General features: G+C 71.2%; 23 protein-coding genes, 1 tRNA gene and 1 riboswitch. Of the genes, 7 read left to right on the top strand and 17 right to left on the bottom strand.

Annotation, left to right across the window (positions count from 1 at the left end; all coding sequences use genetic code 11):
* Positions 1-112: 112 nt before the first annotated feature.
* From DEJ46_RS24175 to DEJ46_RS24165, 3 genes are all read left to right on the top strand, one after another.
* Positions 113-1096, top strand: a complete 984-nt coding sequence (locus DEJ46_RS24175; protein ID WP_150274728.1) for an SGNH/GDSL hydrolase family protein — start codon at positions 113-115, stop codon at positions 1094-1096.
* Positions 1097-1241: 145 nt separating this feature from the next.
* Positions 1242-2462, top strand: coding sequence for an acetyl-CoA C-acetyltransferase (locus DEJ46_RS24170; RefSeq protein ID WP_150269580.1), 1221 nt, complete (start codon positions 1242-1244; stop codon positions 2460-2462).
* Between the two features lie 243 nt (positions 2463-2705).
* Complete coding sequence (locus DEJ46_RS24165; RefSeq protein ID WP_150269578.1) at positions 2706-3542, top strand: hypothetical protein; 837 nt, start codon at positions 2706-2708, stop codon at positions 3540-3542.
* A 168-nt stretch (positions 3543-3710) separates the two neighbouring features.
* Here DEJ46_RS24165 and DEJ46_RS24160 read toward each other — a convergent pair whose 3' ends face one another.
* Both DEJ46_RS24160 and DEJ46_RS24155 read right to left on the bottom strand, forming a co-directional pair.
* Entirely contained in the window at positions 3711-4040 is a 330-nt protein-coding gene (locus DEJ46_RS24160) for a hypothetical protein (RefSeq protein WP_150269577.1), read from the bottom strand.
* Positions 4041-4057: 17 nt separating this feature from the next.
* The gene (locus tag DEJ46_RS24155; RefSeq protein ID WP_150269575.1) at positions 4058-4930 is read right to left on the bottom strand and encodes an alpha/beta fold hydrolase; all 873 of its coding nucleotides are present in this window, start codon (positions 4928-4930) and stop codon (positions 4058-4060) included.
* Between the two features lie 109 nt (positions 4931-5039).
* Here DEJ46_RS24155 and DEJ46_RS24150 point away from each other — a divergent pair, with 109 nt between their 5' ends.
* Entirely contained in the window at positions 5040-5600 is a 561-nt protein-coding gene (locus DEJ46_RS24150) for a TetR/AcrR family transcriptional regulator (protein ID WP_150269573.1), read from the top strand.
* A 65-nt stretch (positions 5601-5665) separates the two neighbouring features.
* Here DEJ46_RS24150 and DEJ46_RS24145 read toward each other — a convergent pair whose 3' ends face one another.
* Complete coding sequence (locus tag DEJ46_RS24145; RefSeq protein WP_150269571.1) at positions 5666-6565, bottom strand: Bax inhibitor-1/YccA family membrane protein; 900 nt, start codon at positions 6563-6565, stop codon at positions 5666-5668.
* A gap of 186 nt (positions 6566-6751) precedes the next feature.
* Positions 6752-6838 (bottom strand) — tRNA-Leu (locus tag DEJ46_RS24140).
* A gap of 379 nt (positions 6839-7217) precedes the next feature.
* Between DEJ46_RS24140 and DEJ46_RS24135 the strand changes: the two genes are divergently transcribed.
* Together DEJ46_RS24135 and DEJ46_RS24130 are read left to right on the top strand one after the other, a co-directional pair.
* A complete protein-coding gene (locus DEJ46_RS24135; RefSeq protein WP_055643093.1) occupies positions 7218-7988 on the top strand; it encodes an ABC transporter ATP-binding protein in 771 nt (256 codons plus the stop codon).
* A 55-nt stretch (positions 7989-8043) separates the two neighbouring features.
* Entirely contained in the window at positions 8044-10575 is a 2532-nt protein-coding gene (locus DEJ46_RS24130; protein WP_150269569.1) for an ABC transporter permease, read from the top strand.
* A 61-nt stretch (positions 10576-10636) separates the two neighbouring features.
* Here DEJ46_RS24130 and DEJ46_RS24125 read toward each other — a convergent pair whose 3' ends face one another.
* The 9 genes from DEJ46_RS24125 to DEJ46_RS24085 form a co-directional block, all read right to left on the bottom strand.
* The gene (locus DEJ46_RS24125) at positions 10637-11950 is read right to left on the bottom strand and encodes an SAM-dependent methyltransferase (protein ID WP_150269567.1); all 1314 of its coding nucleotides are present in this window, start codon (positions 11948-11950) and stop codon (positions 10637-10639) included.
* Between the two features lie 172 nt (positions 11951-12122).
* Positions 12123-13502: an NAD(P)/FAD-dependent oxidoreductase gene (locus DEJ46_RS24120; protein ID WP_150269565.1), complete on the bottom strand. Its 1380-nt coding sequence runs from the start codon at positions 13500-13502 to the stop codon at positions 12123-12125.
* Between the two features lie 370 nt (positions 13503-13872).
* Entirely contained in the window at positions 13873-14787 is a 915-nt protein-coding gene (locus DEJ46_RS24115; protein WP_150269563.1) for a Ppx/GppA phosphatase family protein, read from the bottom strand.
* Positions 14784-15329: a DUF501 domain-containing protein gene (locus DEJ46_RS24110; RefSeq protein ID WP_055643088.1), complete on the bottom strand. Its 546-nt coding sequence runs from the start codon at positions 15327-15329 to the stop codon at positions 14784-14786. The genes DEJ46_RS24115 and DEJ46_RS24110 overlap by 4 nt, the downstream gene beginning before the upstream one ends.
* Positions 15330-15366: 37 nt before the next feature.
* Positions 15367-15837 (bottom strand): FtsB family cell division protein, encoded by a 471-nt coding sequence (locus DEJ46_RS24105; protein ID WP_150269561.1) that lies wholly within the window; start codon positions 15835-15837, stop codon positions 15367-15369.
* Positions 15838-15947: 110 nt separating this feature from the next.
* Positions 15948-17234, bottom strand: a complete 1287-nt coding sequence (gene eno, locus DEJ46_RS24100) for a phosphopyruvate hydratase (protein ID WP_150269559.1) — start codon at positions 17232-17234, stop codon at positions 15948-15950.
* 329 nt (positions 17235-17563) lie between these two features.
* Positions 17564-18307 (bottom strand): transglycosylase family protein, encoded by a 744-nt coding sequence (locus DEJ46_RS24095; protein ID WP_150269557.1) that lies wholly within the window; start codon positions 18305-18307, stop codon positions 17564-17566.
* A 3-nt stretch (positions 18308-18310) separates the two neighbouring features.
* Positions 18311-18482: riboswitch (cyclic di-AMP (ydaO/yuaA leader) on the bottom strand.
* Between the two features lie 258 nt (positions 18483-18740).
* Complete coding sequence (locus tag DEJ46_RS24090; RefSeq protein ID WP_317852191.1) at positions 18741-19826, bottom strand: transglycosylase family protein; 1086 nt, start codon at positions 19824-19826, stop codon at positions 18741-18743.
* 185 nt (positions 19827-20011) lie between these two features.
* Complete coding sequence (locus DEJ46_RS24085) at positions 20012-21259, bottom strand: cytochrome P450 family protein (protein ID WP_150269554.1); 1248 nt, start codon at positions 21257-21259, stop codon at positions 20012-20014.
* Positions 21260-21433: 174 nt separating this feature from the next.
* On the opposite strand from DEJ46_RS24085, the gene DEJ46_RS24080 reads away from it, so the two are divergent.
* Entirely contained in the window at positions 21434-22633 is a 1200-nt protein-coding gene (locus DEJ46_RS24080) for a globin domain-containing protein (protein WP_263411757.1), read from the top strand.
* A gap of 9 nt (positions 22634-22642) precedes the next feature.
* Here the strand turns inward: DEJ46_RS24080 and DEJ46_RS39270 are convergent, their stop codons facing one another.
* From DEJ46_RS39270 to DEJ46_RS24065, 4 genes are all read right to left on the bottom strand, one after another.
* Positions 22643-22810, bottom strand: a complete 168-nt coding sequence (locus DEJ46_RS39270; RefSeq protein ID WP_190622862.1) for a hypothetical protein — start codon at positions 22808-22810, stop codon at positions 22643-22645.
* 47 nt (positions 22811-22857) lie between these two features.
* Positions 22858-23817 (bottom strand): nucleoside triphosphate pyrophosphohydrolase, encoded by a 960-nt coding sequence (locus tag DEJ46_RS24075; RefSeq protein WP_150269551.1) that lies wholly within the window; start codon positions 23815-23817, stop codon positions 22858-22860.
* 43 nt (positions 23818-23860) lie between these two features.
* A complete protein-coding gene (locus DEJ46_RS24070; RefSeq protein WP_150269549.1) occupies positions 23861-24517 on the bottom strand; it encodes a SurA N-terminal domain-containing protein in 657 nt (218 codons plus the stop codon).
* 80 nt (positions 24518-24597) lie between these two features.
* Positions 24598-25593, bottom strand: coding sequence for a glycosyltransferase family 2 protein (locus DEJ46_RS24065; protein WP_150269547.1), 996 nt, complete (start codon positions 25591-25593; stop codon positions 24598-24600).
* Between the last annotated feature and the right edge of the window lie 88 nt (positions 25594-25681).

Genomic DNA, 25681 nt, shown 5'->3' with positions numbered 1-25681 from the left:
GTGTGGCCAGCGTATGCGTAGTCGGAGCGGGTTACGGGGCAGTTAGACCCTGAACGGCTTGAAGGGTCCCTGCGGCTCGGAGGAGGTGACGGCCCCCATGTCGAGGGCGAGGGTGGCACGACGGATCGCGGCGGGTGCGGCGTACGGCGGCGGGAGCATCGGTCTCCTCGGCGTGGCGGCGGTCGGACTCCTGCTGACCGAGATGCAGCTGGCGAAGCGGTCGGTGGGGAACGGGACGGCGCCCCTGCCGCCGGTGGCGGACGGCCTGTACGGCCGGTCCTTCGGCACGGAGGAGCCCCTGCGAATGGCCCTTCTGGGTGATTCCACGGCGGCGGGCCAGGGGGTGCGCCGCACGGGTCAGACGCCCGGCGCGCTGCTCGCCTCGGGGCTCGCGGCGGTCGCGGAGCGGCCGGTGGTCCTGCGGAACGTGGCGCTGTCGGGGGCGCGCTCGGACGACCTGGAGCGCCAGGTGTCGCTGCTGCTCTCCCAGCCGGTGGCCCCCGACGTCTGCGTGATCATGATCGGGGCGAACGACGTGACGCACCGGATGTCGCCGACGGAGTCGGTGCGGCATCTCTCGGCGGCGGTGCGGCGGCTGCGGACGGCGGGCGCGGAGGTGGTCGTCGGGACCTGTCCGGACCTGGGGACGATCGAGCCGGTCTACCAGCCGCTGCGCTGGCTGGCCCGGCGGGCCTCGCGGCAGCTGGCGGCGGCGCAGACGATCGTGGTGGTGGAGCAGGGCGGGCGGACGGTGTCGCTGGGCGATCTGCTCGGCCCGGAGTTCGCGGCGAACCCGCGCGAGATGTTCGGGGTGGACAACTTCCACCCCTCGGCGGAGGGGTACGCGACGGCGGCGATGGCCGTGCTGCCGACGCTGTGCGTGTCGCTGGCCGTGTGGCCGGAAACCGATCGGCTGGAGCCGGCGCGCCGGGAGAACATCCTGCCGGTGGCGAAGGCGGCGGCCGAGGCGGCGAAGGAGGCGGGCACCGAGGTCACGGGCGCCCGCGCACCGTGGGCCCTCCTGAAGCACCGGCGGCGGAGGCGCCTGCCGGCCGCGGAATCCCCGGCCCCGGCCCCGGAGGACGCCCAGGCATGACCCGTACCCCGCCACGGAGGGAGGCATCGACTGAGCGCTCGCTTAGAAAAGAGGTCCGCGTCACACCGCCAGGGCGGTGACCCGTGCGGTACGTACGGGTAACTTCCCTTTCAGTCCGCCCCCTCCGCACCCTCATGGAGCCGTGATGCCCGAAGCCGTGATCGTCTCGACCGCCCGCTCGCCCATCGGCCGGGCCTTCAAGGGCTCCCTCAAGGATCTGCGGGCGGACGACCTCACCGCGACCATCGTCCAGGCCGCCCTGGCGAAGGTGCCGGAGCTGGACCCGCGCGACATCGACGACCTCATGCTGGGCTGCGGTCTGCCCGGCGGCGAGCAGGGCAACAACCTGGGCCGGATCGTGTCCGTGCGGATGGGCATGGACCACCTGCCGGGCTGCACGATCACCCGCTACTGCTCCTCCTCGCTGCAGACCTCCCGCATGGCGCTGCACGCGATCAAGGCGGGCGAGGGCGACGTCTTCATCTCGGCCGGTGTCGAGATGGTGTCCAGCTTCGTCCGGGGCAACTCGGACTCGCTGCCCGACACCCACAACCCGTTCTTCGCCGAGGCCGAGGCCCGTACCGCCGCGGTCGCCGCCTCCGAGGGCTCCACCTGGCACGACCCGCGCGAGGACGGCATCGTCCCGGACGCGTACATCGCGATGGGCCAGACCGCCGAGAACCTGGCCCGCCTCAAGGGCATCAGCCGCCAGGAGATGGACGAGTTCGGCGTACGGTCGCAGAACCTCGCCGAGCAGGCCATCAAGAACGGCTTCTGGGAGCGCGAGATCACCCCGGTGACGCTGCCGGACGGCACCGTCGTCTCCACCGACGACGGCCCGCGCGCCGGCGTCACCCTGGAGGGCGTGCAGGGCCTCAAGCCGGTCTTCCGCCCCGACGGCCTGGTCACCGCCGCCAACTGCTGCCCGCTGAACGACGGCGCCGCCGCACTCGTCATCATGTCGGACACGAAGGCCCGCGAGCTCGGCCTGACCCCGCTCGCCCGCATCGTCTCCACCGGCGTCTCCGGCCTCTCCCCCGAGATCATGGGCCTGGGCCCGGTCGAGGCCTCGAAGCAGGCCCTCAAGCGCGCCGGCCTGACCATCGGCGACATCGACCTGGCGGAGCTCAACGAGGCCTTCGCCGCCCAGGTCATCCCGTCCTACCAGGACCTGGGCCTGGACCTGGACAAGGTGAACGTCAACGGCGGCGCGATCGCCGTCGGCCACCCCTTCGGCATGACGGGCGCCCGGATCACCGGCACGCTCATCAACAGCCTCCAGTTCCACGACAAGCAGTTCGGCCTGGAGACTATGTGCGTCGGCGGCGGCCAGGGCATGGCCATGGTGATCGAGCGCCTGAGCTGATCGAGCGCCTCTCCGGGCACCCCGGGACCAACCCCGTCGCGTCCGAGCCGTGACCGAATCTCCCCCAGGATGTGACCTACGTCCCGGGGGAGGTTCATATCTGCAGGTCAGAGGGGTTTCGGGACTAAACACCCGGCCGAAATACCTGTCCAATTCGTGACGTAATGCACTGACAGCGGGCACCACCTCAGGACAAGCTGATGTAGGAAGTCGGGGGATCGACTCGGAATCGGGAGTACGTCAGTGAGCGCCATGTCTCTTGCCCTGCTGCTGACCACGGCCGCTGCCACGGCCGTGGGCGCTGCTGCCCTGCACGCCGTCCACGGTCTCCGCAAGGAGGTCACCGGCCTCCGCAGCGAGCTGGCGGCCGCCCGCGGCGTCACGGTCCCCGCGGCGCGCGCCACGCCCGCCGCGGAGATACGGGCCGCGGTCGCCGAGGCGCTGGCCGAGGAGCGCGAGCGCGAGCTCGCGGAGGCCCGTGCCTTCTGGGCCGCGCAGGAGGCCCGTGACGCGGCGGACGCCCCGTCCCTGCTCGGCGGGATCGGCGGCCCGGCCGAGGACGGCACCTTCTTCGTCCCGCGCCAGGCCGACTTCGCGGGCCTGGAGGCGATGGCCCTGGAGGCCATGGAGGCCGAGGCCGCCGCGCTCGACGGCGTCGCCGAGCTCGCCGACCCGCTGGACGAGTTCCCCGAGGACTCCCCGGAGCTGGCCGCGGCCCGCCGCCGCCACCCCTCGCACCCGGACTTCGTGCCGGTCCAGACCCCGGTCGTCACCGACCACGAGCGGACGGTGGCCCGCCTCGAAGAGCTCGCGGACACCCGTACGGCGCTGACCGACGTGCGCCCCGGCCCGCTCGGCACGCTGGACGTGTACGTCTTCGCGGACGGCACGACGCTCTGTATGACCCCGGGCCACCGCGAGACCGCGGAGCGCCTCGCCGAGGCCCTGCGCTCCGGCCGTTCCCCCGTGCTGCTCGGCGGCTCGGGCGTCTCGGGCGCCTTCGCGCTCACCTTCTCCTACGGCGACACGGACGAGGAGAACGTCTACATCCTGGCGGACCGCGTCATCGCGTCCCTCTGATCCCGCGCCGCCGGCACCGCTCGGCCACCGAGGGCCTCACGGGCTTCGGAGCGCTGCGGCGGCCTCCGACCGCCGGCCGCGCGGCGCGAGCCGTAAGGCTCGGCCCTGATCCGGCCTGATCCCCCGGACAGAGGCCCGCGGCCCCGGCCATGATCCGTCGGACAGGCCCTAGAGCCCCGAGCGCTCCGCCGCCTCCCGTACCAGCCTCACGGCCTCGTCCAGCTCTCCCTCGCGGGAGCCGGCCGGGGCCGTTCGCAGGATCTCCGCCAGGTCGTTCCCGGCGACGACGAGCTGGTCGGCGACGGTGAAGACCCCCGCGTCCGGCATCGTGAGCGGCTCCCGCTCCGGGCTCTCGGCGCGCTGGGCGCGCACCGCGAGCTCCCGGGCGAGCTCCAGCCCCTCGGCCGCCGCACCGCGCTGGAGGCGGCTCTGCGGGGCGGCCCGCAGCCGGTCGGCGAAGCGCTCGACGGCCGCGGTCAGTTCACTCGTATCACGCACGCGGTGACCCTACGGCATCACTTCACGTGCCGGCCGAGGAAGTCCCTGACCAGCGCGGCGATCTCCTCCCCGTGGGTCTCCAGGGCGAAGTGGCCGGCGTCCAGGAGGTGGATCTCCGCGTCCGGCAGGTCCCGCTCGAAGGCCGCCGCGCCCGCGGGTCCGAAGATCTCGTCGCCGCGCCCCCAGGCCGCGAGGAGCGGCGGCCGGTGGGTGCGGAAGTACTCCTGGAAGGCCGGGTAGCCGTCGAGGTTGAACTGGTAGTCCCAGAAGAGCTGGAGCTGGATCTCCTTGTTGCCGGGCCGGTCCAGGCCGGCCTGGTCCAGGGTCCAGGTCTCCGGGCCGATCCGGTCGAGGCGATCGGCCGGCACCCCGTGGGTGTACTGCCAGCGCGTGGCCTCGGCGGTCAGCAGCTCGCGCACCCCGGCCTCGTGGGCCGCGCGGTCCTTGGCGTGGGCGAAGAGCACGTCCCAGAAGGGCGTGAAGCCCTCCAGGTAGGCGTTGCCGCTCTGGCTGACGATCGCGGTGATCCGCTCGGGGTTCCGGGAGGCGATCCGCAGGCCGATGGGTGCCCCGTAGTCCTGGACGTAGAGCGCGAACCGGTCGACGCCGAGCCGGTCGAGCAGCGCGAGGGTGACCTCGGTGAGCTTCTCGAAGCCGTACGGGAAGTCCTCGACGGCCGGGGCGGCGGAGGCGCCGAAGCCGATGTGGTCCGGGGCGATCAGGTGGTAGCTGTCGGCCAGCTCGGCCATGAGACCGCGGTACATGTGCGAGCTGGACGGGAAGCCGTGCAGCAGCAGGAGCGTGGGCTTGGCCGGGTCGCCGGCCTCCCGGTAGAAGACGTCGAGCCCGTCGACGGTGACGGTGCGGGCGCGCAGGGCGAAGGCGGACATGGGCGTTCCCCGTTTCCGGTGTCGTGTTTCCGGACGGGAGAACGATCGTTCTCCCGATGCCCTGTAGGCTACGAGAACGATGGTTCTCTACGCAAGGGGTGATCGGCCGATGGACGCGGAAGCCGCCGAACTGAAGGTGCTCGACACCGCCGAGCGGCTCTTCGACGAGCGCGGGGTGCAGGCGGTCGGCATGGACGCGCTCCGCACGGCGTCAGGGGTCTCCCTGAAGCGCCTCTACCAGCTCTTCCCCTCCAAGGACGTCCTGGTCGAGGCGGTCCTGCGGCGCCGCGACGGGGCCGTCCGCGACGCCCTCGCCGCGTACGGCGCACGGGTCGCCGACGGTCCCTACGAGCGGGCCCTGGCGGTCTTCGACTGGCTCGGCGCCTGGTTCGCCGAGCCCGGGTTCCGCGGCTGCGCCTTCATCAACACCTTCGGGGAGCTCGGCGGCGTCGCCCCGAACGTCACCGCCCTCGCCCGCGACCACAAGGAGGCCCTGCGGGCGTACCTCGCCGCACAGACGGACGCCCTGGGCGCCCCGCCCGCCCTCGCCGACCAGCTCGCCCTGCTCGCCAACGGCGCCATGGTCGTCGCGGGCATCACCGGCTCCCCCGAGCCCGCCGCCCAGGCGAAGGCCGCGGCCCGCGTCCTCCTCGACGCGTCACAGCCGTAGGGCGAACGCGGAAAGGGCCCGCCCGGCACGAAGCCGGACGGGCCCTTCCCCCGAGCTCGGAGGCGTCAGTCGTCGCCCTGCAGGATCGACAGCAGACGCAGCATCTCCAGGTAGATCCACACCAGGGTCATGGTGAGACCGAAGGCGGCCAGCCAGGCCTCCTCGCGCGGCGCGCCGTAGTTCACGCCGTCCTCGACCTGCTTGAAGTCGAGGGCGAGGAAGCAGGCACCCAGGATGACGCCGATGACGCCGAAGAGGATGCCGAGGCCACCGCTGCGGAAGCCGAGGCCGTCACCGCCGGCGAAGACGGCGAACAGCAGGTTGACGACCATGAGCAGCATGAAGCCCATGGCGGCGGCCATCACGAAGCCGTAGAAGCGTCGGTTGACCCGGATCCAGCCCATCTTGTAGGCGATCAGGACACCGGCGAAGACCGCCATCGTGCCCAGGACCGCCTGGATGACCACGCCGTCGGCGATGTACGTCGAGACGGCGGCCGAGATCACACCGAGGAAGACGCCCTCGAAGGCGGCGTAGCCCAGGATCAGCGCGGGAGACGGCTTGCGCTTGAAGGACTGCACCATCGCCAGGACGAAGGCGACCAGGGCGGCGCCGATGGCGATGCCGTAGGACTTGCCGAGGTTGGCCGAGTCGACCGGCAGAAGGAACCAGGACAGGACGGCGGTGAGCACGACCGTACCGAGCGTCATGGCCGTACGGCTCACGACGTCGTCGATCGTCATCACGTTGCCGCGAGCCTGCTGCAGGGCGCCGGCCTGGGCGTCCTGCGGGGCGTACGGGTTGGTGGCGTACGGGTTCGTCGCGCCGTCGGCGTACGGGTTGCCGGTGGCGTACGGGTTGGTTCCTACGGCGGGGCCCCCGGCCTGCGGCTGCTGGCCGAAGCCCGCGGTGCCGTTGTCGCGGCTGAACCCCCGTCGCGAGAAGACCGGGTTGCTGCTCCTCATCTCACTCCTCCATGGGCAGACCGCGCGGCGCGGTCTTGCGTCAAGAGTAATGCGTAGGCAAAAGAAACTCCCTAGTGCTCGGGGAGGATCTTTTCCCGCATCCGTGGGAGGCCCCCGGGAGAGCGGCCGGGAGTGTCGATCGGGGACCTTGCCACCGGGCCCCAGGCACTCGCCTGCGGCCCGGGTTGGTGCCCGGAACCGGACTTGAACCGGTACGGCCCGAAGGCCAGCGAGGTTTAAGCTCGCCGTGTCTGCGTATTCCACCATCCGGGCGTTGCGCGAAGCTCCGCGTTGGCACAGGAGCCTATCGGGGCCCTATCCCTCGTTCAGCGGAACATCGACCCGATGTTGTCTTATTTTATTGACGCCTGAGGGTGCGTCAGTGCAGGTGAGGGGCATTTCGCCGAACTGTGACGGGGGTCGCAGGCGCAAAGGCGAGCCCACCGGAATGACGAAAAGTCGTCGGACTTCTGTCACCTCGGCTCGATGCCGACTCTCAGGGAAGCCGTCATACCTCAGGAGGAGGGTCGAGGGCTCCGGTCCGCCTCGAGTCTGCCCCGAGAACGGGCACGTGGACGGACGTCCCGGGCCGGAACGCTCGACACGATGGAGTGGTTCCCGCAGCAGCCCCGCAGTGACAGGAGTCCCCCTCGTGACCACCACCCCCACCGTGTCCCGCGCCACCGCGGTGGCCGCCCGCGCCACGGATCTCTCGAAGGTCTACGGCCAGGGCGAGACCCAGGTGGTCGCGCTCGACCACGTCACCGTCGACTTCCGGCAGGGCGAGTTCACCGCGATCATGGGCCCCTCGGGCTCCGGCAAGTCGACCCTGATGCACTGCGTCGCCGGCCTGGACTCCTTCTCCTCCGGCTCGGTGCGGATCGGCGAGACCGAGCTCTCCACGCTGAAGGACAAGCAGCTCACCCAGCTCCGCCGGGACAAGATCGGCTTCATCTTCCAGGCCTTCAACCTGCTGCCGACGCTGACGGCCCTGGAGAACATCACGCTGCCGATGGACATCGCCGGCCGCAAGGCCGACAAGCAGTGGGTCCAGCAGGTCATCGACATGCTCGGCCTCTCCGCCCGCCTCAGCCACCGCCCCACCGAGCTCTCCGGCGGCCAGCAGCAGCGCGTGGCAGTGGCCCGCGCCCTGGCCTCGCGCCCCGAGATCATCTTCGGTGACGAGCCGACCGGAAACCTGGACTCGCGCTCCGGCGCCGAGGTCCTCGGCTTCCTGCGCAACTCGGTCCGCGAGCTCGGCCAGACCGTCGTCATGGTCACCCACGACCCGGTCGCCGCCTCCTACGCGGACCGCGTGATCTTCCTCGCGGACGGCCGGATCGTCGACGAGATGCTGAACCCGACGGCCGACGGGGTGCTCGACCGCATGAAGGCCTTCGACGCCAAGGGCCGTACGAGCTGACGCACGCGCGTCACCCCGTACCCACCCCCTTCTCCCAGGACTCCAGGACACACCCATGTTCCGTACCGCCCTGCGCAACGTCCTCGCGCACAAGGCGCGGCTGCTGATGACCGTCCTCGCCGTGATGCTCGGCGTGGCCTTCGTCTCCGGCACCCTCGTCTTCACCGACACCCTCGGCCAGGCCTTCCGCAACCAGTCGGCGAAGAGCTACGACGACGTCTCCGTGGCCGTCGAGATGTGGCCGAACCCCGAGCAGGCCCGCAAGGCCCCCGGCCTCTCACAGCAGGACGTCGACAAGGTCGCGAAGCTCGACGGGGTCACCTCCGTCTCCGCCCGCGTCGACGGCTTCGCCGGCGTGCCCGACAAGAACGGCAAGCTGATCGGCAGCGGCTGGTCCAACAAGGGCACCAACTTCGCGCCCGGCCAGGACGGCAAGGACCGCGCGTTCGCCTTCACCGCGGGCAACGGCCCGGCCGAGGCCGGACAGGTCGCGCTCGACAAGGACACCGCCGACAAGGGCGGCTACAAGGTCGGCGACACCGTCCGCGTCGCCACCAACGGCCCGGTGAAGGAGTACACCCTCTCCGGTGTCTTCACCACCGAGGACGGCGCCGTCAACGCCGGCGGCAGCCTCGTCGTCTTCGACACCGCCGTCGCCCAGAAGCTCTACCTGAAGCCCGGCTTCTTCCAGAACCTGACCGTCACCGCCGCCCCCGGCACGGACGACGGCAAGCTCCTCGACGAGGTCCTGAAGGTCGTCCCGAAGGCCGCCACCGCACAGACCGGCCAGGCCCTCGCCGACCAGCAGGCCAAGGACATCGAGGCCGGCCTCGGCGCCCTCAACCAGGTCCTCCTCGGCTTCGCCGGCATCGCGCTCTTCGTCGGCATCTTCCTGATCTCCAACACCTTCACCATGCTGGTCGCCCAGCGCACCAAGGAACTGGCCCTGATGCGCGCGGTCGGTGCCTCGCGCAAGCAGATCACCCGCTCCGTCCTCGCCGAGGCCGGCCTCGTCGGCCTGGTCGCCTCCGCCGTCGGCTACGTCCTCGGCATCGGCCTGGCCGTCGGGCTCCGCTCGGCCATGAGCGCCTTCGAGATGAAGGTCCCCGCCGGCGACCTGGTCCTCGGCGCCACCCCGGCCCTCAGCGCCTTCGGCGTCGGTGTCCTGATCACGATGCTCGCCGCCTGGCTGCCCGGCCGCCGCGCCGCGAAGATCCCGCCGGTCGCCGCCATGAGCAGCGTCCACGCCACCGCGAGCACCAAGTCGCTCGTCGTGCGGAACTCCATCGGTGCCGCGCTCACCGCGCTCGGTGTCGTCCTGATCGTGCTCGGTGCCGGCCAGGGCGGCGACGACGGCCGCATGCTCATCGCGGGCGGCGCGTTCCTCACCCTCATCGGCGTCATCGTGCTGATCCCGTTCCTGTCCCGGCCCGTGATCGCCCTGATCCGCCCGGTCTTCGTCAGGCTCTTCGGGGTCTCCGGCAAGCTCGCCGGCCTGAACGCGGTCCGCAACCCGCGCCGCACCGGCGCCACCGCCTCCGCGCTCGCCATCGGCCTGACCCTGGTCACCGGCCTCTCGGTGCTCGGCGCCACGGTCGGCTCGGCCCTCGACAAGGTGACGACCGACCAGATCAAGGCCGACTACATGGTCACCATGGCCAGCGGCGACGGTCTGAGCCCGGAGGCGCTCGCCGCCCTGGAGAAGGCCCCCGGCGTCACCGCGGTCTCCCCGCAGCAGGCCGGCGCCTTCGAGCTGAAGGGCGACTACGTCTCGGTCTCCGGCGTCACCCCCGGGGCCATCGAGAAGGTCCTCAAGCTGGACGTCCTGAAGGGCTCGCTGTCCTCCCTGGGCGGGAACACGATCGCCATCGACGACAACGTCGCCACGAAGCGCGGCCTGAAGGTCGGCGACGCCGTCCCGGTCGAGTACCTCGACAAGCAGAAGGGCAAGCTGACCGTCGGCGCCGTCTACAGGACCAACGAGTTCGTCTCGCCGGTCATGGCCGACCACAAGCTGGTCACGGCGCACGAGGAGCAGGCCTCGATCCGCCAGGTCTTCGTCTCGACGGACGGCGGCGCGAGCGCGGCCCACGAGAAGGCCCTGTCGAAGGCCATGGGCGACAACCCGGCGATCACGGTGATGGACCACAAGGACATCCGTGACTCCTTCGGCGGCCCGATCAACATGATGCTCAACATCATGTACGGCCTGCTCGGCATGGCCCTGATCATCGCCGTCCTCGGTGTCGTGAACACCCTCGCGATGTCGGTCTTCGAGCGCCAGCAGGAGATCGGCATGCTGCGGGCGATCGGTCTCGACCGGCGCCGGGTGAAGCGGATGGTCCGTCTGGAGGCCGTGGTCATCTCGGTGTTCGGCGCGGTCGTCGGCATCGGTCTCGGCTCGTTCCTCGGCTGGGCGATCGGCGAGACGTTCAAGAGCAGCCTGCCGGGCTACGTCCTGGTCCTGCCGTGGGACCGGATCGGGCTCTTCCTGGTCCTGGCGGCCCTGGTCGGCGTCCTCGCCTCCCTCTGGCCGGCCCGGAGCGCGGCGAAGCTGAACATGCTGTCCGCGATCAAGGCCGAGTAGCCGCGACAGAAGCCGAAGGGCCGGTCCCCCACCCGGGGCCCGGCCCTTCGGCGTGTCCGCCTCAGTCCGTCTTCTCGTTCCAGACGCGCGGCCGCAGCGCCGTCCCGCTCGTCCCCGCGAGCGGCGTCTTCACGGCGAGGAACTGGTTCACGCCGATCCGGTTGCGCTCGAAGGAGACGGCGGAGGCCGCCATGTAGAGCCGCCAGATGCGGGCGCGGCCGGGCGAGGTCAGCCGGACCGCCCGGTCCCAGTCGCGCTCCAGGTTGGCCACCCAGCGGCGCAGCGTCAGCGCGTAGTGCTCGCGGATCGCCTCGACGTCACGGACCTCGAAGCCGGCGTCCTCCAGAGTGGACAGGGTCCGGCCCATGGGGGCGAGTTCGCCGTCGGGGAAGACGTACGCGTCGATGAAGGGGTCGATCTCGTAGGCGGCCTCGTCGGGCTCGGGGCGGCGCGAGATCTGGTGGTTGAGGAGCCGTCCGCCGGGCCTGAGGAGCCCGTACAGGGTGTCGGCGTACTCCCGGTACCGCACGGCCCCGACGTGCTCGGCCATGCCGATCGAGGAGATCGCGTCGTACGGGCCGTCCGCGACGTCCCGGTAGTCCTGGACGCGGATCTCGACGAGGTCGGTCAGGCCCTCGTCGGCGACGCGTTTGCGGGCGTACGTCGCCTGCTCCCGGGAGAGGGTGATGCCGACGACCCGGGCTCCGTACTCGCGGGCGGCGTGGAGGGCCATGGAGCCCCAGCCGCAGCCCACGTCGAGGAGCCGGTCGCCCTCCTTCAGGTTCAGCTTGCGGGCGATGAGGTCCAGCTTGTCGTGCTGGGCGTCCTCCAGGGTGCCGTCCTCCGTCCAGTAGGCGCAGGAGTAGACCATGGACGGCCCGAGGACGATCTCGTAGAAGTCGTTGCCCACGTCGTAGTGGTGACTGATCGCCTGCTTGTCGCGGCGCCTGCTGTGGCTGCGGCCGCTGCGACCGCGCACCTCCTCGGCGGGCGGCGGCGGGGGCGGCAGGGGCCCGGCGAGCCGCAGCAGGGCGCGGGCGGCGGCACGGAGCTTCGGGTCGCGGACGGAGTCTCGCAGGGCCGTGAGACGGCTCCTGGTGTCCTCGGGGCGCTCCCAGAGGAGGCCCGAGAGCCGGTCCAGGACCTCGTACAGATCCCCTTCGACGTCGAGCTCCCCGGCCACCCAGGCGCGGGCCAGGCCCAGTTCGCCGGGCTTCCAGATCATCCTCCGCAGGGCGCGGCGGTCGCGGACGATCAGAACGGGAGCCCCCGCGGGGCCGGCTTCGCTGCCGTCCCAGGCTCGCAGTCGCACCGGGAGCGGTCCTCCGAGGACTTCCTCGGCGAGAGTCGTCAGCCGCGACGCGGCGTCGGCCATGATGCACACCTCCGTGATCTCGTGCCCCAGAAATGCCCGTCACCAAGGGAACACCCTGAGTAGGTGTTTCCCATCCCGGCGCAGCGTGACGCGTGCGCAAAACACGCGAAGGGCCGTCCGCACCACGGATGGCGGACGGCCCTTTCGGACGAGCTGTGCAGTTGTGCGGAGGCTAGGAGGCCTTGGCCTTCTCCTGCGCCGGCGCGGCCGGGGCGGGGGCGGGCTTGGCGGCCTCGTAGAACTCCTCGCGCGGCGTCTCCATGGCGCCGAGCGAGACGACCTCGCGCTTGAGGAACATGCCGAGGGTCCAGTCGGCGAAGACGCGGATCTTGCGGTTCCAGGTCGGCATGGCCATGCCGTGGTAGCCACGGTGCATGTACCAGGCGAGACGGCCCTTGAGCTTGATCTTCACCTTGCCCATGACGATCATGGCGACGCCCTTGTGCAGACCGAGTCCGGCCACCGCGCCCTTGTTGGCGTGGCTGTACTCCTTCTGCGGGAAGCCGCGCATGCCGGCCACCACGTTGTCGCCGAGGACCTTGGCCTGGCGCAGGGCGTGCTGGGCGTTCGGCGGGCACCAGGCGTTCGGGTTGCCGGCCTTGCGGCCGACCATGTCCGGAACCTGGGCGTTGTCGCCGGCGGCCCACGCGTAGTCGAGGCCGTTGATCTGGAGCTTCTCGTTGCAGTCCACGTGGCCGCGGGGGCCGAGCGGCAGACCGAAGCGGGAGAGCGCCGGGTTCGGCTTCACGCCGGCGGTCCACACGATCGTGTTGGAGTCGACCTCGAGGCCGTTCTTCAGCACGACGTGGCCGTCGACGCAGGAGTCCATGGAGGTCTCGAGGTAGATCTCGATACCGCGGGACTCCAGGTGCTCCTTGCCGTACTGGCCGAGCTTGGGGCCCACCTCGGGGAGGATCTTGTCGGCCGCGTCGACCAGGACGAAGCGCATGTCCTCGCGCGACACGTTCTGGTAGTACTTCGCGGCGTCGCGGGCCATGTCCTCGACCTCGCCGATCGTCTCGGCTCCGGCGAAGCCACCGCCGACGAAGACGAAGGTCAGCGCCTTGCGGCGGACCTCCTCATCGGTGGTCGAGTCGGCCTTGTCGAGCTGCTCGAGGACGTGGTTGCGCAGGCCGATGGCCTCCTCGATGCCCTTCATGCCGATGCCCTGCTCGGCGAGGCCGGGGATCGGGAAGGTGCGGGAGACCGCGCCCATCGCGATGACGAGGTAGTCGAAAGGCAGCTCGTACGCCTCGCCGACGAGCGGCGAGATCGTGGCGACCTTGCGGTCCTGGTCGATGGTGGTGACCCGGCCGGTGAGCACCTCGGCTCCGCGCACGACGCGTCGCAGCGGGACGACGACGTGGCGCGGCGAGATGCTGCCGGCGGCGGCTTCGGGGAGGAAGGGCTGGTAGGTCATGTACGACCGCGGGTCGACGACCGTGACGGTCGCCTCCGCGTAGCGCATCTTCTTGAGGATGCGCCGAGCTGCGTACAGGCCTACGTACCCGCCGCCTACTACGAGGATCCTGGGACGCTCCGTGGTGCTCATGGGATCGAGTATCCACCCCTCACCGGGGGGGTGCTCGTGCGCCCCTTCACAAGGTCCTGGCGGACCTCTGCTACACTCCGCCGCCCACGTGATCCATGTCATGGTGTTGCAAAGGAACCGGGGTGCGGCGGTGAACGTTGTTCACCCCTTGTGAACTGGCCTGGAGAGCCCTCGTTAACGCTGAACCGCCAGATGCGTTCACGCGATGGAAACAACGAGCGAAGTGGCCCCCGCACCTGCGAAAGGGCCCCGAGACGCCCCCCGGAGGGGCTAAAGACCCCCCTCTGGCGCCATCGAGGCCCTTTTCCTTGTGAAGAACTTCACGAACCTTTTCCGACAGGGTGTCGCCGGAGGGCTCGATAGGCGCCCACTATGCGACGGATAGGGCGATCCCATCGAGAATGTCGTGCTCGCTGACCACGACCTCGCTCGCTCCGACGCGCTCCACGATCTCCCTCAGGACGAGCGCACCGGCGATGATCACGTCGACCCGGCCCGGGTGGATGACGGTGATCGCGGCCCGCTCGTCGTGCGTGGAGGCGAGGAGCATGTCGGTGACCCCGGCGACGCGCTCGGCGGAGATCCGGGAGTGGTGGATCTTCTCGGAGTCGTACTCCGGCAGCCCGAGGGCGATCGCGGCGACGGTGGTGACCGAGCCGGCGAGCCCGACGAGGGTCTCCGCCGTGCCGATCGGCACGGTCTCCGCGGCCAGGTCGAGCGCGGCCCGGACGTCGGCGCGGATCGCGGCGACCTCCTCGGCGGTCGGCGGGTCGTTCCGGACGTGCCGCTCGGTCAGCCGGACGCAGCCGATGTCGACGGAGCGGGCGGCCTCGACGTGCTTGTTGCCGACGACGAACTCGGTGGAGCCGCCGCCGATGTCCACGACCAGGCGCCGGTCGTCGCCGTGCAGCTCACCGGTGGCGCCGGTGAAGGAGAACGCGGCCTCCTGGTCGCCGGTGATCACCTCGGGCTCGACGCCCAGGATCTCCACGACCCCGTTCACGAAGTCCTGGCGGTTCTCGGCGTCGCGCGAGGCGGAGGTGGCGACGAAGCGGAGCTTCTCGGCGCCCAGCTCCTTGATGACCTCGGCGTACGCGCGGCAGGCCGCGAAGGTCCGCTCCAGCGCCTCGGGCGCGAGCCGGCCCGTCTTGTCGACGCCCTGGCCGAGCCGGACGATCGTCATCCGCCGGTCCAGCTCGACGAGCTCGCCGGTCTCCGGGTGGACGTCGGCGACGAGGAGGCGGATCGAGTTCGTACCGCAGTCGATTCCGGCGACCCGGGTCATTCCGCGGACTCCTTCTCTTCCTTGTCCGCGCACGGCGTCACGCACGCACCCTTCGCCCACCACTCCGGCAGCATCGCGAGGGCCTCGTCACCGAACGGGTTGACGCCCGGGCCCGCGACCAGCGAGTGACCGACGAGGACGTGCAGGCACTTCACGCGGTCCGGCATGCCGCCGGCGCTCGGGAAGCCCTCCAGGACCTCGATCGCGTCCCGGCGGGCGAGGTAGTCCTCGTGCGCCGCCCGGTAGGCGGCGGCCAGCTCCGGGTCGGTGGCGAGCCGGGCCTGCATCTCCTTCATGACCCCGTTGGCCTCGAGTGTGCCGATGGCGGAGGCCGCGCGGGGGCAGGTCAGGTAGTACGTCGTCGGGAACGGCGTGCCGTCGGGGAGCCGCGGCGCGGTCTCGACGACGTCCGGGTTGCCGCACGGGCAGCGGTGCGCGATGGCGCGCAGGCCGCGCGGCGGCCGGCCGAGCTGCAGCTCGAAGGCGGCGATGTCCGTCGCGGTGGGCTCGGTGCGTTCGGTCTGCGGAGGGGGCGTTTCCATGTCTTCGATTGCCTTGCTCGTTGTCGCGGAGGAGGGGTCAGGGGCGGTCGGCGTGGTCGACGCCGTCCCAGAGGTTGTCGTACCAGGGGCGCTCGGCCGCGCCCTGGTCGGCGCGGGGCCGCTGCTCCGCGTCGGGGTCGTTCACGGTGAAGCCGGTCTCACCGGGCAGCACGTAGTGCAGGTGCTCGCGGGCGAGGCGGCGGACGTAGGCCGGGTCCTGGAGGCGGGCCTTCTCGTCCCGCAGCTCCTCGACCCGCTGGGCGGCCTCGGCGGCCCGGCGCTCCTGCTCCTCGATCTCGCCCTGCTGGGAGACGTAGCTCCGCATCGGGTAGGCGAGCGCCACGACGAGGGAGCAGACGACGAGGGCGAGGAAGGCCGCGCGGCCGGTGAGCCGGGAGCGGCGTGCCTGGCGGCGGGTCTGGGAGCGGTAGACACGAGCGGCGGTCTGCTCGCCGAGCAGTCTGATCCGGGTCGCGGTCGAGAACCGGTCCCGGTCCTTCGCGGCCATGTCGTGTCGCCTCCCCTGTTCATGCGTACGTCCCCGCACACGGTACGGGACCGAGTACGGGGACGTACGGAAGCTGCCCTACGGGGCCGGTGTCAGCCCCTGGGGTCTCGTCAGCCCTTGAAGCGCGGGAACGCGCTGCGGCCGGCGTAGACCGCGGCGTCGTCGAGGATCTCCTCGATGCGCAGCAGCTGGTTGTACTTGGCGACGCGGTCCGAGCGGGCCGGGGCGCCGGTCTTGATCTGGCCACAGTTCACGGCGACGGCGAGGTCCGCGATGGTGACGTCCTCGGTCTCGCCGGAGCGGTGGGACATCATGCACTTGAAGCCGTTGCGCTGGGCGAGCTCGACGGCGTCGAGGGTCTCGGTCAGCGAGCCGATCTGGTTGACCTTGACCAGGAGGGCGTTCGCGGTGCCCTCCTCGATGCCGCGGGCGAGGCGCTCCGGGTTGGTGACGAAGAGGTCGTCGCCGACGATCTGGACCTTGGTGCCCAGCTTGTCGGTGAGAACCTTCCAGCCCGCCCAGTCGTCCTCGAACAGCGGGTCCTCGATGGAGACCATCGGGTACGCGGAGACGAGCTCCTCGTAGTACTCGGTCATCTCGGCGGCCGAACGGGACTTGCCCTCGAACTCGTACTTGCCGTCCTTGTAGAACTCGGACGCGGCGACGTCGAGCGCGAGCGCGACATCGGTGCCCGGGGTGTAGCCGGCCTCCTTGATGGCCTCGACGATGAGGTCGAGGGCGGCGCGGTTCGACTCCAGGTTCGGGGCGAAGCCGCCCTCGTCGCCGAGGCCGGTGGAGAGGCCCTTGCGCTTCAGCACGCTCTTGAGCGTGTGGTAGATCTCCGCACCCCAGCGAAGGGCCTCGGAGAAGGACTCCGCGCCGATCGGGGCGATCATGAACTCCTGGATGTCGACGTTGGAGTCGGCGTGCGACCCACCGTTGAGGATGTTCATCATCGGAACGGGCAGCAGGTGCGCGTTCGGGCCGCCGAGGTAGCGGAAGAGCGGGAGGTCGGAGGCCTCGGACGCGGCGTGCGCGACGGCGAGGGAGACACCGAGGATGGCGTTCGCGCCGAGCGAGCCCTTGTTCTCGGTGGCGTCCAGGTCGAACATCGCCTGGTCGATCAGGCGCTGCTCGGTGGCGTCGTAGCCGACGAGCTCCGGGCCGATCTGCTCGATGACGGCGAGGACGGCCTTCTCGACACCCTTGCCCAGGTAGCGGTTGGGGTCACCGTCGCGAAGCTCGATGGCCTCGAACGCACCGGTGGAGGCGCCGGACGGAACAGCAGCACGGCCGGTGCTGCCGTCGTCGAGGCCGACCTCGACCTCGACCGTGGGGTTGCCTCGGGAGTCCAGGATTTCCCGGGCTACGACGACGTCGATGGACGGCACGAGCATCTCCTTTTTGGGATGTGACGCTGGATGTGACGCATGGCCGGTGCAGGGTCGACCGGCCTTGCGACATGAGCCTAACCGGCTCGGGGGCTCCGGTCGGCCGCGCGCCCGCCCCCTGGGACGAAAAAGGACCCAAGGGCATGCAATAAGGGACGAAGGGCCCCAGATCTACTGGGCAGTAACTGTGAGGTCGCCCCCGGCGGGCCGAAGACCCCCGGATACGCGGAACCCCGGTCCGGCGCGCACGGGGGAGAGTGCGCCGGACCGGGGTGGTCACCGCGGGAGGGTCGTCGGGGTCGGGGGAGCCGCCGGACTCACCCGAGCCGCCGGGTTCACTTCAGGTGGAGCTGCTGGCCCACGTAGATGAGGTCGGCGTTCTCGACGACGTCCTTGTTCAGCTCGAAGAGCTCGGCCCAGCCGCCCTTGACGCCGTGCGCCTCGGCGATCTTGCTGAGGGTGTCGCCGGCGACGACCTTGTACTCGCCGTCGCCCTTCTTGACGACCTTGCCGGTCGGGGTGGTGACCGTCTTCTTGGTGGCGGCCTTCGGCGCGGCGTACTGCTGCGTCGACTTCTTCGGGGCCTGGCGCTGCTCGCTGCGGGTGGTCGGCTGCTCGGCCTTCCGCTCCTGGCGCGGCTGCTGGGTCTGCTGCGGCTGCGTGCTCTGCTGCTGCGGCGCGCTCTCGGCGGCGCCGCCGTCGTACGAGGCGCCGGAGAGGCCCACGCCACAGCTCGGCCAGGCACCCTTGCCCTGGCCCGCGAGGACCTTCTCGGCGATGGCGATCTGCTGGGACTTCGACGCCTGGTTGGCGGTCGAGGCGTAGGCGGTGCCGCCGTACGCGGCCCACGTGGAGGCGGAGAACTGCAGGCCGCCGTAGTAGCCGTTGCCGGTGTTGATGGACCAGTTGCCGCCGGACTCGCACTGGGCGACGCGGTCCCACTCGGAGGCCGTGGCGGCCGAGGCGGTGCCCGCGGTCATCAGCGGGGCGGCCACGGCGACACCGGTGACGCCGACGAGCGTGGCGACCTGGGTGGCCTTGGAGGGACGACGGTGTTTGCCCTTGCCGGAAAACAGCATGGAGATTCTCCTCACCGACGCCTGTGAGGTGAGCTGTCGGGTTCGGGCCGGAAAGTTGCCCGGCCGCGTGTCCTAGCACGCGGCTTCACCCCAAGCCGGTCTTCGGCCGTCTCTCAACGGCCTGGACCGGCACTTACCTTGGGTCCCCCACTCCTGCCTTCGGCGCTTACGCGACGACTGTTCCCATCGGCCGACGGCAGGATTCGGCGTTTCGGTCGACGGGGCCCGCGGTGGCGAGCGGTTACGACCGTAGACACAGACCCACCGGAAGTTCAAAGAGGCGTATTGCGGAAATATCGCCCCTACTTGCCTTCCGGTGGGGGGCGTTTGTGCAGGTCGGAGGTGACGGAAGCAAAGTTCGCGGACGTGACACGCCAGTTGGGACGAAGAGACCCATGTCTCACTTGCCCAGAACCGGACATAAGCCCTCGAACTACTCCGCCACCTCCTCCGAACCGACCGTCAGGTCGAGGCTCTGACCAGGGACGATGAGGTCCGGATCGGTGCCCACGGTCCCGCGGTTGGCGTCATAGAGGGCGTCCCAGCCGCCAGGGAGTTCGTTCTCCTGTGCAATCTCGGACAGGTTGTCACCCGGCCGCACGGTGTACGTGCCCGAAGTGCCCTGACTGTCCGTTGTGCCCGAATCCTTCGACTCGTCAGCCACGGGCTTGGCGGTGGAGTTTTCCGCCAGCTTGTCCGTCGATGAAGCGTGTCGACCCGATTCGGCAGGAGTGTCCGCCTTGTCGGCTTCCTCCGGAGCCGCCTCGCCCCGGTGCTTGCCGGTGCCGGGCGCGGCCGACGAGGCGTCATCCTTCGGCGTCTCGGGCGAACCGGGCGTAAGGGATGTGTCGGGCGTGACCGGAGCGGTCGGGGTGCCCGGCGCGGTCGGGCTCACCGGCGCGGTCGGGGTGGTCGAGCCGTCCGGGGTGGTCCCGGTCGCCGGTGCGGTCGGGCTGACCGGCGTGGCGGTGCCGGCGGGGGTGGTGGGCGCGGCGGGGCCGGTGGGGGCCTCCGAGGCCTCACGGGGCGACTCGGAGGTCTCCGCGGCCTGCGTGGGCGCGGTGGCCTCCTCCGCCGCCTTCCCCGCGGACTTGTCGGCAGCGGCCTCCGAGGGCGCGACCGGGGTGCCCGCGGTCCGGTTCGACTCCGCCACGGGCCCCGTGGGCGCCTTCGTGGCGACGGCCGGGCCGGGGTTGACCCCGGTGGCCCTGCCGTCGTTCGTCAGACCGGCGATGGGCGCGCAGGTGGCCCAGTCGGTGCCGCCGGCGGTGAACGCCTTGTCGGCGATCGCGATCTGCTGGGCGCGGCTGGCCAGATCGGGGCTGGGCGCGTAGTCGAGGCCGCCGTTCCGCTCCCAGCTCTCCTGGGTGAACTGGAGGCCGCCGTACATGCCGTTGCCGAAGTTGGCGCTCCACTGGCCGCCGGACTCGCACTCGGCGACCCGGTCCCAGGTCGCGGCGTCGGCGGCGGAGGCGGAGCCGGTGGCGAGCAGCGGCAGCGCCAGGGCGGAGCCGGTCACACCCGCGGCTACGACGATGGCGGGGGCCTGACGGGGGCGGCGGTGTCTTCCGTTCCCGGATCGCATAGGAACGCCTTTCGCGTGACGGCTGGAAACTGCCGGGAAACGTAGCGGCATTCGAACACTCATCACAAGTCGATGGACCCCCGATCACGTGAAGATCACATTTCTGACGGTCCATCAACTCACAGCAGGCGTACGGAAGGGGTGAAATCCACCGGAAGCGTGCGCAATCCCCGCATGATGAGCCCTCCGCGCCACCGCAGTTCGGCCGGATCGGCCGCAAGTCGCAGGTCGGGCAGGCGCGTCAGCAGGGTGGCCAGCGCCGCCTGACCCTCCAGCCGGGCGAGCGGCGCGCCCAGGCAGTAGTGGATGCCGTGCCCGTACCCGAGGTGCTGGCTGTCGCGCCGCGAGAGGTCCAGCGTGTCCGGCTCCGCGAAGCGCTCCGGGTCCCGGTTGGCGGCGGCCAGGACCACGAGCACCGGGTCGCCCGCCGGGATCTCCTGCCCGCCGACGGTCAGCGCCTGCGTCGCGTACCGCCAGGTGGCCATCTCCACCGGACCGTCGTACCGCAGCAGCTCCTCGACGCCCGTCTCCAGGAGCCCGGTCTCCCCCGCCGCGACCGACGCCTGGAGCCGCTCGCGCTGCTCGGGGTGGCGGAGCAGCTGGTAGACGCCGTTGCCGATGAGGTTCACCGTCGTCTCGAAGCCGGCGAAGAGAATGATGAAGGCCATGGCGGCCGCTTCGTTCTCGGTGAGGTGCTCGCCGTGGTCGGAGGCCCTGATGAGCCCCGAGATGAGGTCCTCGCCGGGCTCCTCGCGCTTGCGATGGATCAGCTCCGCCAGGTAGCCGCGCATCTTCTTCACCGACCGGGCGACGCCGCCGCGCGGCCCGCCGCCGTGCCGGATCATCATCCCGGCCCAGTCCCGGAAGTCGTCCTGGTCCTCCGGGGGCACGCCGAGCAGGTCGCAGATCGCGTAGATGGGGAGCGGGAACGCGAACTCGTGGATGAGGTCGGCGCTCCCCCTCTCCACGAACTCGTCCATGAGCCGGTCGGTCAGCTCCTGCACGCGCGGCGCGAACTCCGCGACCCGGCGCGGCGTGAAGGCCTTCGACACGAGCCGCCGCAGCCGGGTGTGGTCGGGCGGGTCGATGTTGAGCAGATGCGTCATCAGCTCGGCCTTGCGCTCGCCCGGAATGCCCGTCTTCCCCTTCGCGTGCGGGGACTCGTCATGATGCGCCGGGTTCTTGGACAGCCGCTGGTCGGCGAGGGCCTGCCGGGCGTCCGCGTACCGGGTCACGAGCCAGGCCTCGACGCCGCTGGGCAGTTTCGTGCGGTGCACGGGCGCGTGCTCCCGCAGCCAGGCGTAGGCGGGGTAGGGGTCGCTGGCGAACTCCCAGGTGAAGAGCTCGGGGGCGGGGCTGGTACTCACTCCCCGACCGTACAGGGAGGTCCCGGGGGTGCAGACGGGGCGCGTGCGGGGCTCGGGCAGGGGCGGGAACGGGGCTCGGCCGGGGGCGGGAGCGGCGGCCGCCGGGGCATGTATGGAGAACCTGTGATCATGAGGCGCCCGACGTGCCCTAGATTCATGCCAGTGGATCCCCAGTTGATCAGAAGCACGTTCGCGGTCGTCGAGAGACGGGCCGAGCATGCCGTCACCTTCTTCTACTCGCACCTCTTCTGGAACAACCCGGGAGTGCGCGAGCTCTTCCCCGAGGACATGGTCCCCCAGCGGGACCGGCTCTTCGCGGCGCTGACGCATGTGGTGACGCACCTGGAGGACCCCGCGCTCGCCGCCTATCTGGGGCACCTGGGCCGGGACCACCGCAAGTTCCTGGCCTCGCCCGCGCTCTACGCCGCCGTCGGCGAGAGCCTGATCGGCGCCTTCGCGCACGCCGCCGGCTCGGCGTGGACCATCGAGGCGGAGAAGGCCTGGACCGAGGCGTACGGGCTCGTGGTCGAGATGATGCAGGCGGGCGCCGACGAGGCCGCCGGGGCCGGGGAGCCCGCCTGGTGGGACGCGGACGTCGTCCGCCACGAGCGGTACGGCGACAGCCTGGCCGTCCTGACCCTGCGGCCCCGGCAGCCCTTCCCCTACGTCCCCGGCCAGTACGTCAGCGTCAGCTCGCTGCGCGTCCCGCGCGTCTGGCGCACCTACTCCGTCGCGAACGCGCCCCGCGACGACGGCACGCTCGACCTCCATGTGAGCCGGATCCCCGGCGGCGCGATGAGCACGGCACTCGTCGAGGAGACCGGTCCCGGCGAGGTCCTGCGGCTGAGCGCCCCCGGCGGCGGCCTCACGGCACGGACGCCCGCGGGCGGACTGCGCACCTATATATGCGCCGGTACGGGCTGGGCCCCCGTGCGGGCCCTCCTGGAGGAGGCCGCCGAGGCGGAACCGGACCTGGAGGGCAGGCTGTTCGTCGTGGCCCGCGCGAAGGACCACCTCTACGGGCGCCCCGACGCCGAGGCCCTGAAGAATCGTCTCCCCGGTCTGAACGTCACCTACATCACCGCGGCCCCCGGACGCCGGCGCGACCAGGCGACGGAGCGGCTGATCCACGCGCTCCAGGCCTGCGAGCAGTGGCCCGCGCACGAGGTCTACCTCGCCGGCCCGCCCGGTTTCCTGACGGAGACCGTCGAGGTCCTGACGGAGCTCGGCACCGATCCGGACCGCATCCACCACGACACGCTCCCGGCCGTGGGCCGCTTCACGGTCCGTCCGAGCACCGCCGCCGAACGCCTCCTCGGCCCGCCCCAGCTCAGCTGGCACAACCCCGAGGCCCGGGCCCCGCACGGGGAGTGAGCCGGGGGTTCAGGCCCGGGCGCGCCCGCGCAGGCGCCCGACGGCAACCCTTGCCAGCAACGCGAAGCCCCACAGCGCCAACAGCCCCGAGACGGTGCGCAGCCACCACTCCGAGCCGTCGCTCAACGCCTCCCACCCGAGGACCGGGGCGAGCAGGATCAGCGGAGCCGAGTCCATGTCACGAGCGCGACGGCGCGGCTTCCTCGCCTCCTTCGGTCCCCCCGTCACAGCCCTTCCGCCGCTCGGATCGCCTCGCGGTACGTCCGGGCCGCCGCGCGCAGCGCCGCCTCCGGGTCCACGCCGGCCGCCTCCGCACGGGCGGCGAGGCCGAGGAGCTCGTACCCGATGCCCTCGCCCGCCGGCAGGGCCACGTCGAGCCCCGCCGACCGCACGCGGTTCGCCAGCTTCGCGGCGAGCGCGAGGCCCGGCTGTCCGAGCGGCACGCCGTCGGTCACGGACTCCCGCTGCTTCTCGACGGCCTTGGTCCGCAGCCAGTGGGCCTTGACCTCCTCCGGCGTCTCGGCCGTCGCGTCGCCGAAGACGTGCGGGTGCCGGTGGATCAGCTTCTCGACGATGGTCCCGGCGACGTCGTCCACGGAGAACGGCTCCTCCGGGTCCTCCTCGGCGATCCGGGCGTGGAAGACGACCTGGAGCAGGACGTCCCCGAGCTCCTCGCGGAGCTCCTCGCGGTCACCGTCCTCGATCGCCTCGACGAGCTCGTACGCCTCCTCGATGCCGTACTTGGCGAGCCCCTTGTGCGTCTGCTGCGAGGACCAGGGGCACTCGCGCCGGATCCGGTCCATGACCTGCACCAGGTCGAGGAGGCGGGAGCCGGGCAGGTCGTACGAGCCGGGGAGCAGCTCCAGGTCGGGCATGGAGACCCGGCCGGAGCCGGCGAGCCGGGCGAGCCCGTCGGTCAGGGCGCGGTCGCCCTCGCCGGAGGGCAGCAGCACGATCGTCCGGCCCCCGGCGCACTCCTCGACGAGCTCCTGCGCGGTGGGCAGGACGTGCTCGACGACGACCCCGGCGTCCTTCAGGTACGGCAGCTGGGGGTGGTGCTCGTCGGGACAGAGCACCCGGTCCGCGCCGTGCAGTGCCTGCCACGCGGGCCAGGACAGCAGTCCGGGCGCCACGCGGTGGCTGGCGGTCAGCAGGACGATGCGGCCGGGGTTCTCAGATGTCACCCCTCGAACCTACCGCCCCGGGCATCGACGCCCGGGCCCGGCCTCAGGCCCCGGCCTGGGCCGCGCCCGGGTCCTGGCTGACCTGCCGCAGCCACGGCGCCCCGTCGTAGGCGCCGTCGAGCTGGACCTGCGCGTCGTCCCAGGCGCCGAAGCGCGGGTTCACGTCGATGTCGAGGGCCTTCGAGGCGGCGGTGAAGACCTTCGTCAGCTTCTCCTGGCCCTCGGGGGTCTCGGTGATCCCCAGCTTGGCGGCGATCTTGTTCATGAGGACGTTGCGGCGGACGACGTCGTCGATCTGGTCGGGGGCCACGCCCTGCTCCTGGAGCAGCACGGCCGCCAGCCGGTCCTCGCCGCCGCTCTGCCGGACGAACGCGGCCCGGGTCTCCTGGAGCTCGGCGCGGGTCGCGGTGACGCCGTTGTCGGCGGCGACCTTGTTCACGACCCGGTCGAAGATCAGGCCGTTGAGCTTGCGGCGGTTGAGGTCGCCGCTGGTGCCGAGCAGCTGGGCGGCCTGCGGCGAGGCGGCCTGTGCGGCCCGCACGTCCTTGACCTGCGCCTGGAGCGTCGAGACCTCGATCCGTTCACCGCCGACGACGGCCGCAGCTCCTGGGTGGGCGTCGCTCCCGCAGGCGGTGAGCAACGGCGCCGCGAGGAGCGCGGCGGAGACGGAGAGAGCAATGCGGCGATCGCGGCGGTGCACAGGAGCCTCCCGGGCGGGTCGTGCGTCAGTTGAACGACCTTGCGGTGATCGATGGTAGGGAGTCGCCGGGGCCGTAGCCACTACTTCGGAGCGACTGTTTCCCACAACGAGTCACGGGACCGCCTGGTGTCGGCCCGCATCCCCCTGTCCTCCTGCCCCGTCTCCGTCTCCTGCACCAGGTAGTGGGGGCGTCGCTTCACCTCGTAGTAGATGCGGCCGACGTACTCGCCGATGAGTCCCACCATCACCATCTGAACGCCGGCGAGCGCGGTGACGGCGACGAGGAGCGTGACGTAGCCGGGTGTGTCGACGCCGCTGGCCAGGGCGTCGACGACGATCCAGGCGGCGTAGACCGAGGCGAGGGAGACGAGGATCAGGCCGAGGTAGACGGCGGCCCGGAGCGGCTTGTTGTTGAAGGAGAGGAGACCGTCGAGCCCGTAGTTGAGGAGCTTGCCGAAGGTCCACTTGGAGCGGCCCTCCTCACGCACGGCGTTCTCGTAGGAGAAGGTCGTGGTGCGGAAGCCGACCCAGGCGAAGAGGCCCTTGGAGAAGCGGTTGTACTCGCCGAGGCCGAGGAGCGCGTCGACGGTACGGCGGGACAGCAGCCGGAAGTCGCCTACGCCGTCGACGAGCTCGACGTCCACGAGCCGGTTGATCGCCCGGTAGTAGAGGCGGGCGGTCAGGGTGCGGGTGACCCGGTCGCCCTCGCGGGTGCGGCGGGCGACGACCTGGTCGTACCCCTCGGCGTGCAGGGCGACCATGCGGTGCACGAGCTCGGGCGGGTGCTGGAGGTCGGCGTCCATGATGACGACGGCGTCCCCGGCGGCGTGCCGGAGCCCGGCGAGCATCGCGGCCTCCTTGCCGAAGTTGCGGCTGAAGGAGACGTAGCGGACGCGGCCGGGGTCGGCGGCGGCCAGCTCCTGGAGGAGCGGGAGGGTCCGGTCCCGGCTCCCGTCGTCCACGTAGACCAGCTCGAACTCCCCGTCGAGGCGGGAGAATTCCTCGGTCACGCGGGCATGGAAGCGGGTGAGGACGTCATCCTCGTTGAAGCACGGGACCACGATCGAGAGCAGCACGCGGACCACGACAACGGAGCCCGGTGACCCGGCCGGTCCGGGTGGGTGGCGGGCAGGCGACGATTGCGTGAACTGGCCTGCCGGGCCC

The organism is Streptomyces venezuelae (genome assembly GCF_008642375.1).
Classification (GTDB): Bacteria; Actinomycetota; Actinomycetes; order Streptomycetales; family Streptomycetaceae; genus Streptomyces; species Streptomyces venezuelae_G.
This window is presented reverse-complemented; position numbering and strand designations above follow the sequence as displayed.

Coding starts and splice junctions, on each gene's coding strand:
- DEJ46_RS24170 (WP_150269580.1), top strand. CDS start 1,242: ATGCCCGAAGCCGTGATCGTCTCGACCGCCCGCTCGCCCATCGGCCGG.
- DEJ46_RS24105 (WP_150269561.1), bottom strand. CDS start 15,837: ATGGCCGCGAAGGACCGGGACCGGTTCTCGACCGCGACCCGGATCAGA.
- DEJ46_RS24145 (WP_150269571.1), bottom strand. CDS start 6,565: ATGAGGAGCAGCAACCCGGTCTTCTCGCGACGGGGGTTCAGCCGCGAC.
- DEJ46_RS24155 (WP_150269575.1), bottom strand. CDS start 4,930: ATGTCCGCCTTCGCCCTGCGCGCCCGCACCGTCACCGTCGACGGGCTC.
- DEJ46_RS24120 (WP_150269565.1), bottom strand. CDS start 13,502: ATGAGCACCACGGAGCGTCCCAGGATCCTCGTAGTAGGCGGCGGGTAC.
- DEJ46_RS39270 (WP_190622862.1), bottom strand. CDS start 22,810: ATGGACTCGGCTCCGCTGATCCTGCTCGCCCCGGTCCTCGGGTGGGAG.
- DEJ46_RS24130 (WP_150269569.1), top strand. CDS start 8,044: ATGTTCCGTACCGCCCTGCGCAACGTCCTCGCGCACAAGGCGCGGCTG.
- DEJ46_RS24110 (WP_055643088.1), bottom strand. CDS start 15,329: ATGGAAACGCCCCCTCCGCAGACCGAACGCACCGAGCCCACCGCGACG.
- DEJ46_RS24150 (WP_150269573.1), top strand. CDS start 5,040: ATGGACGCGGAAGCCGCCGAACTGAAGGTGCTCGACACCGCCGAGCGG.
- DEJ46_RS24095 (WP_150269557.1), bottom strand. CDS start 18,307: ATGCTGTTTTCCGGCAAGGGCAAACACCGTCGTCCCTCCAAGGCCACC.
- DEJ46_RS24115 (WP_150269563.1), bottom strand. CDS start 14,787: ATGACCCGGGTCGCCGGAATCGACTGCGGTACGAACTCGATCCGCCTC.
- DEJ46_RS24125 (WP_150269567.1), bottom strand. CDS start 11,950: ATGGCCGACGCCGCGTCGCGGCTGACGACTCTCGCCGAGGAAGTCCTC.
- eno (WP_150269559.1), bottom strand. CDS start 17,234: ATGCTCGTGCCGTCCATCGACGTCGTCGTAGCCCGGGAAATCCTGGAC.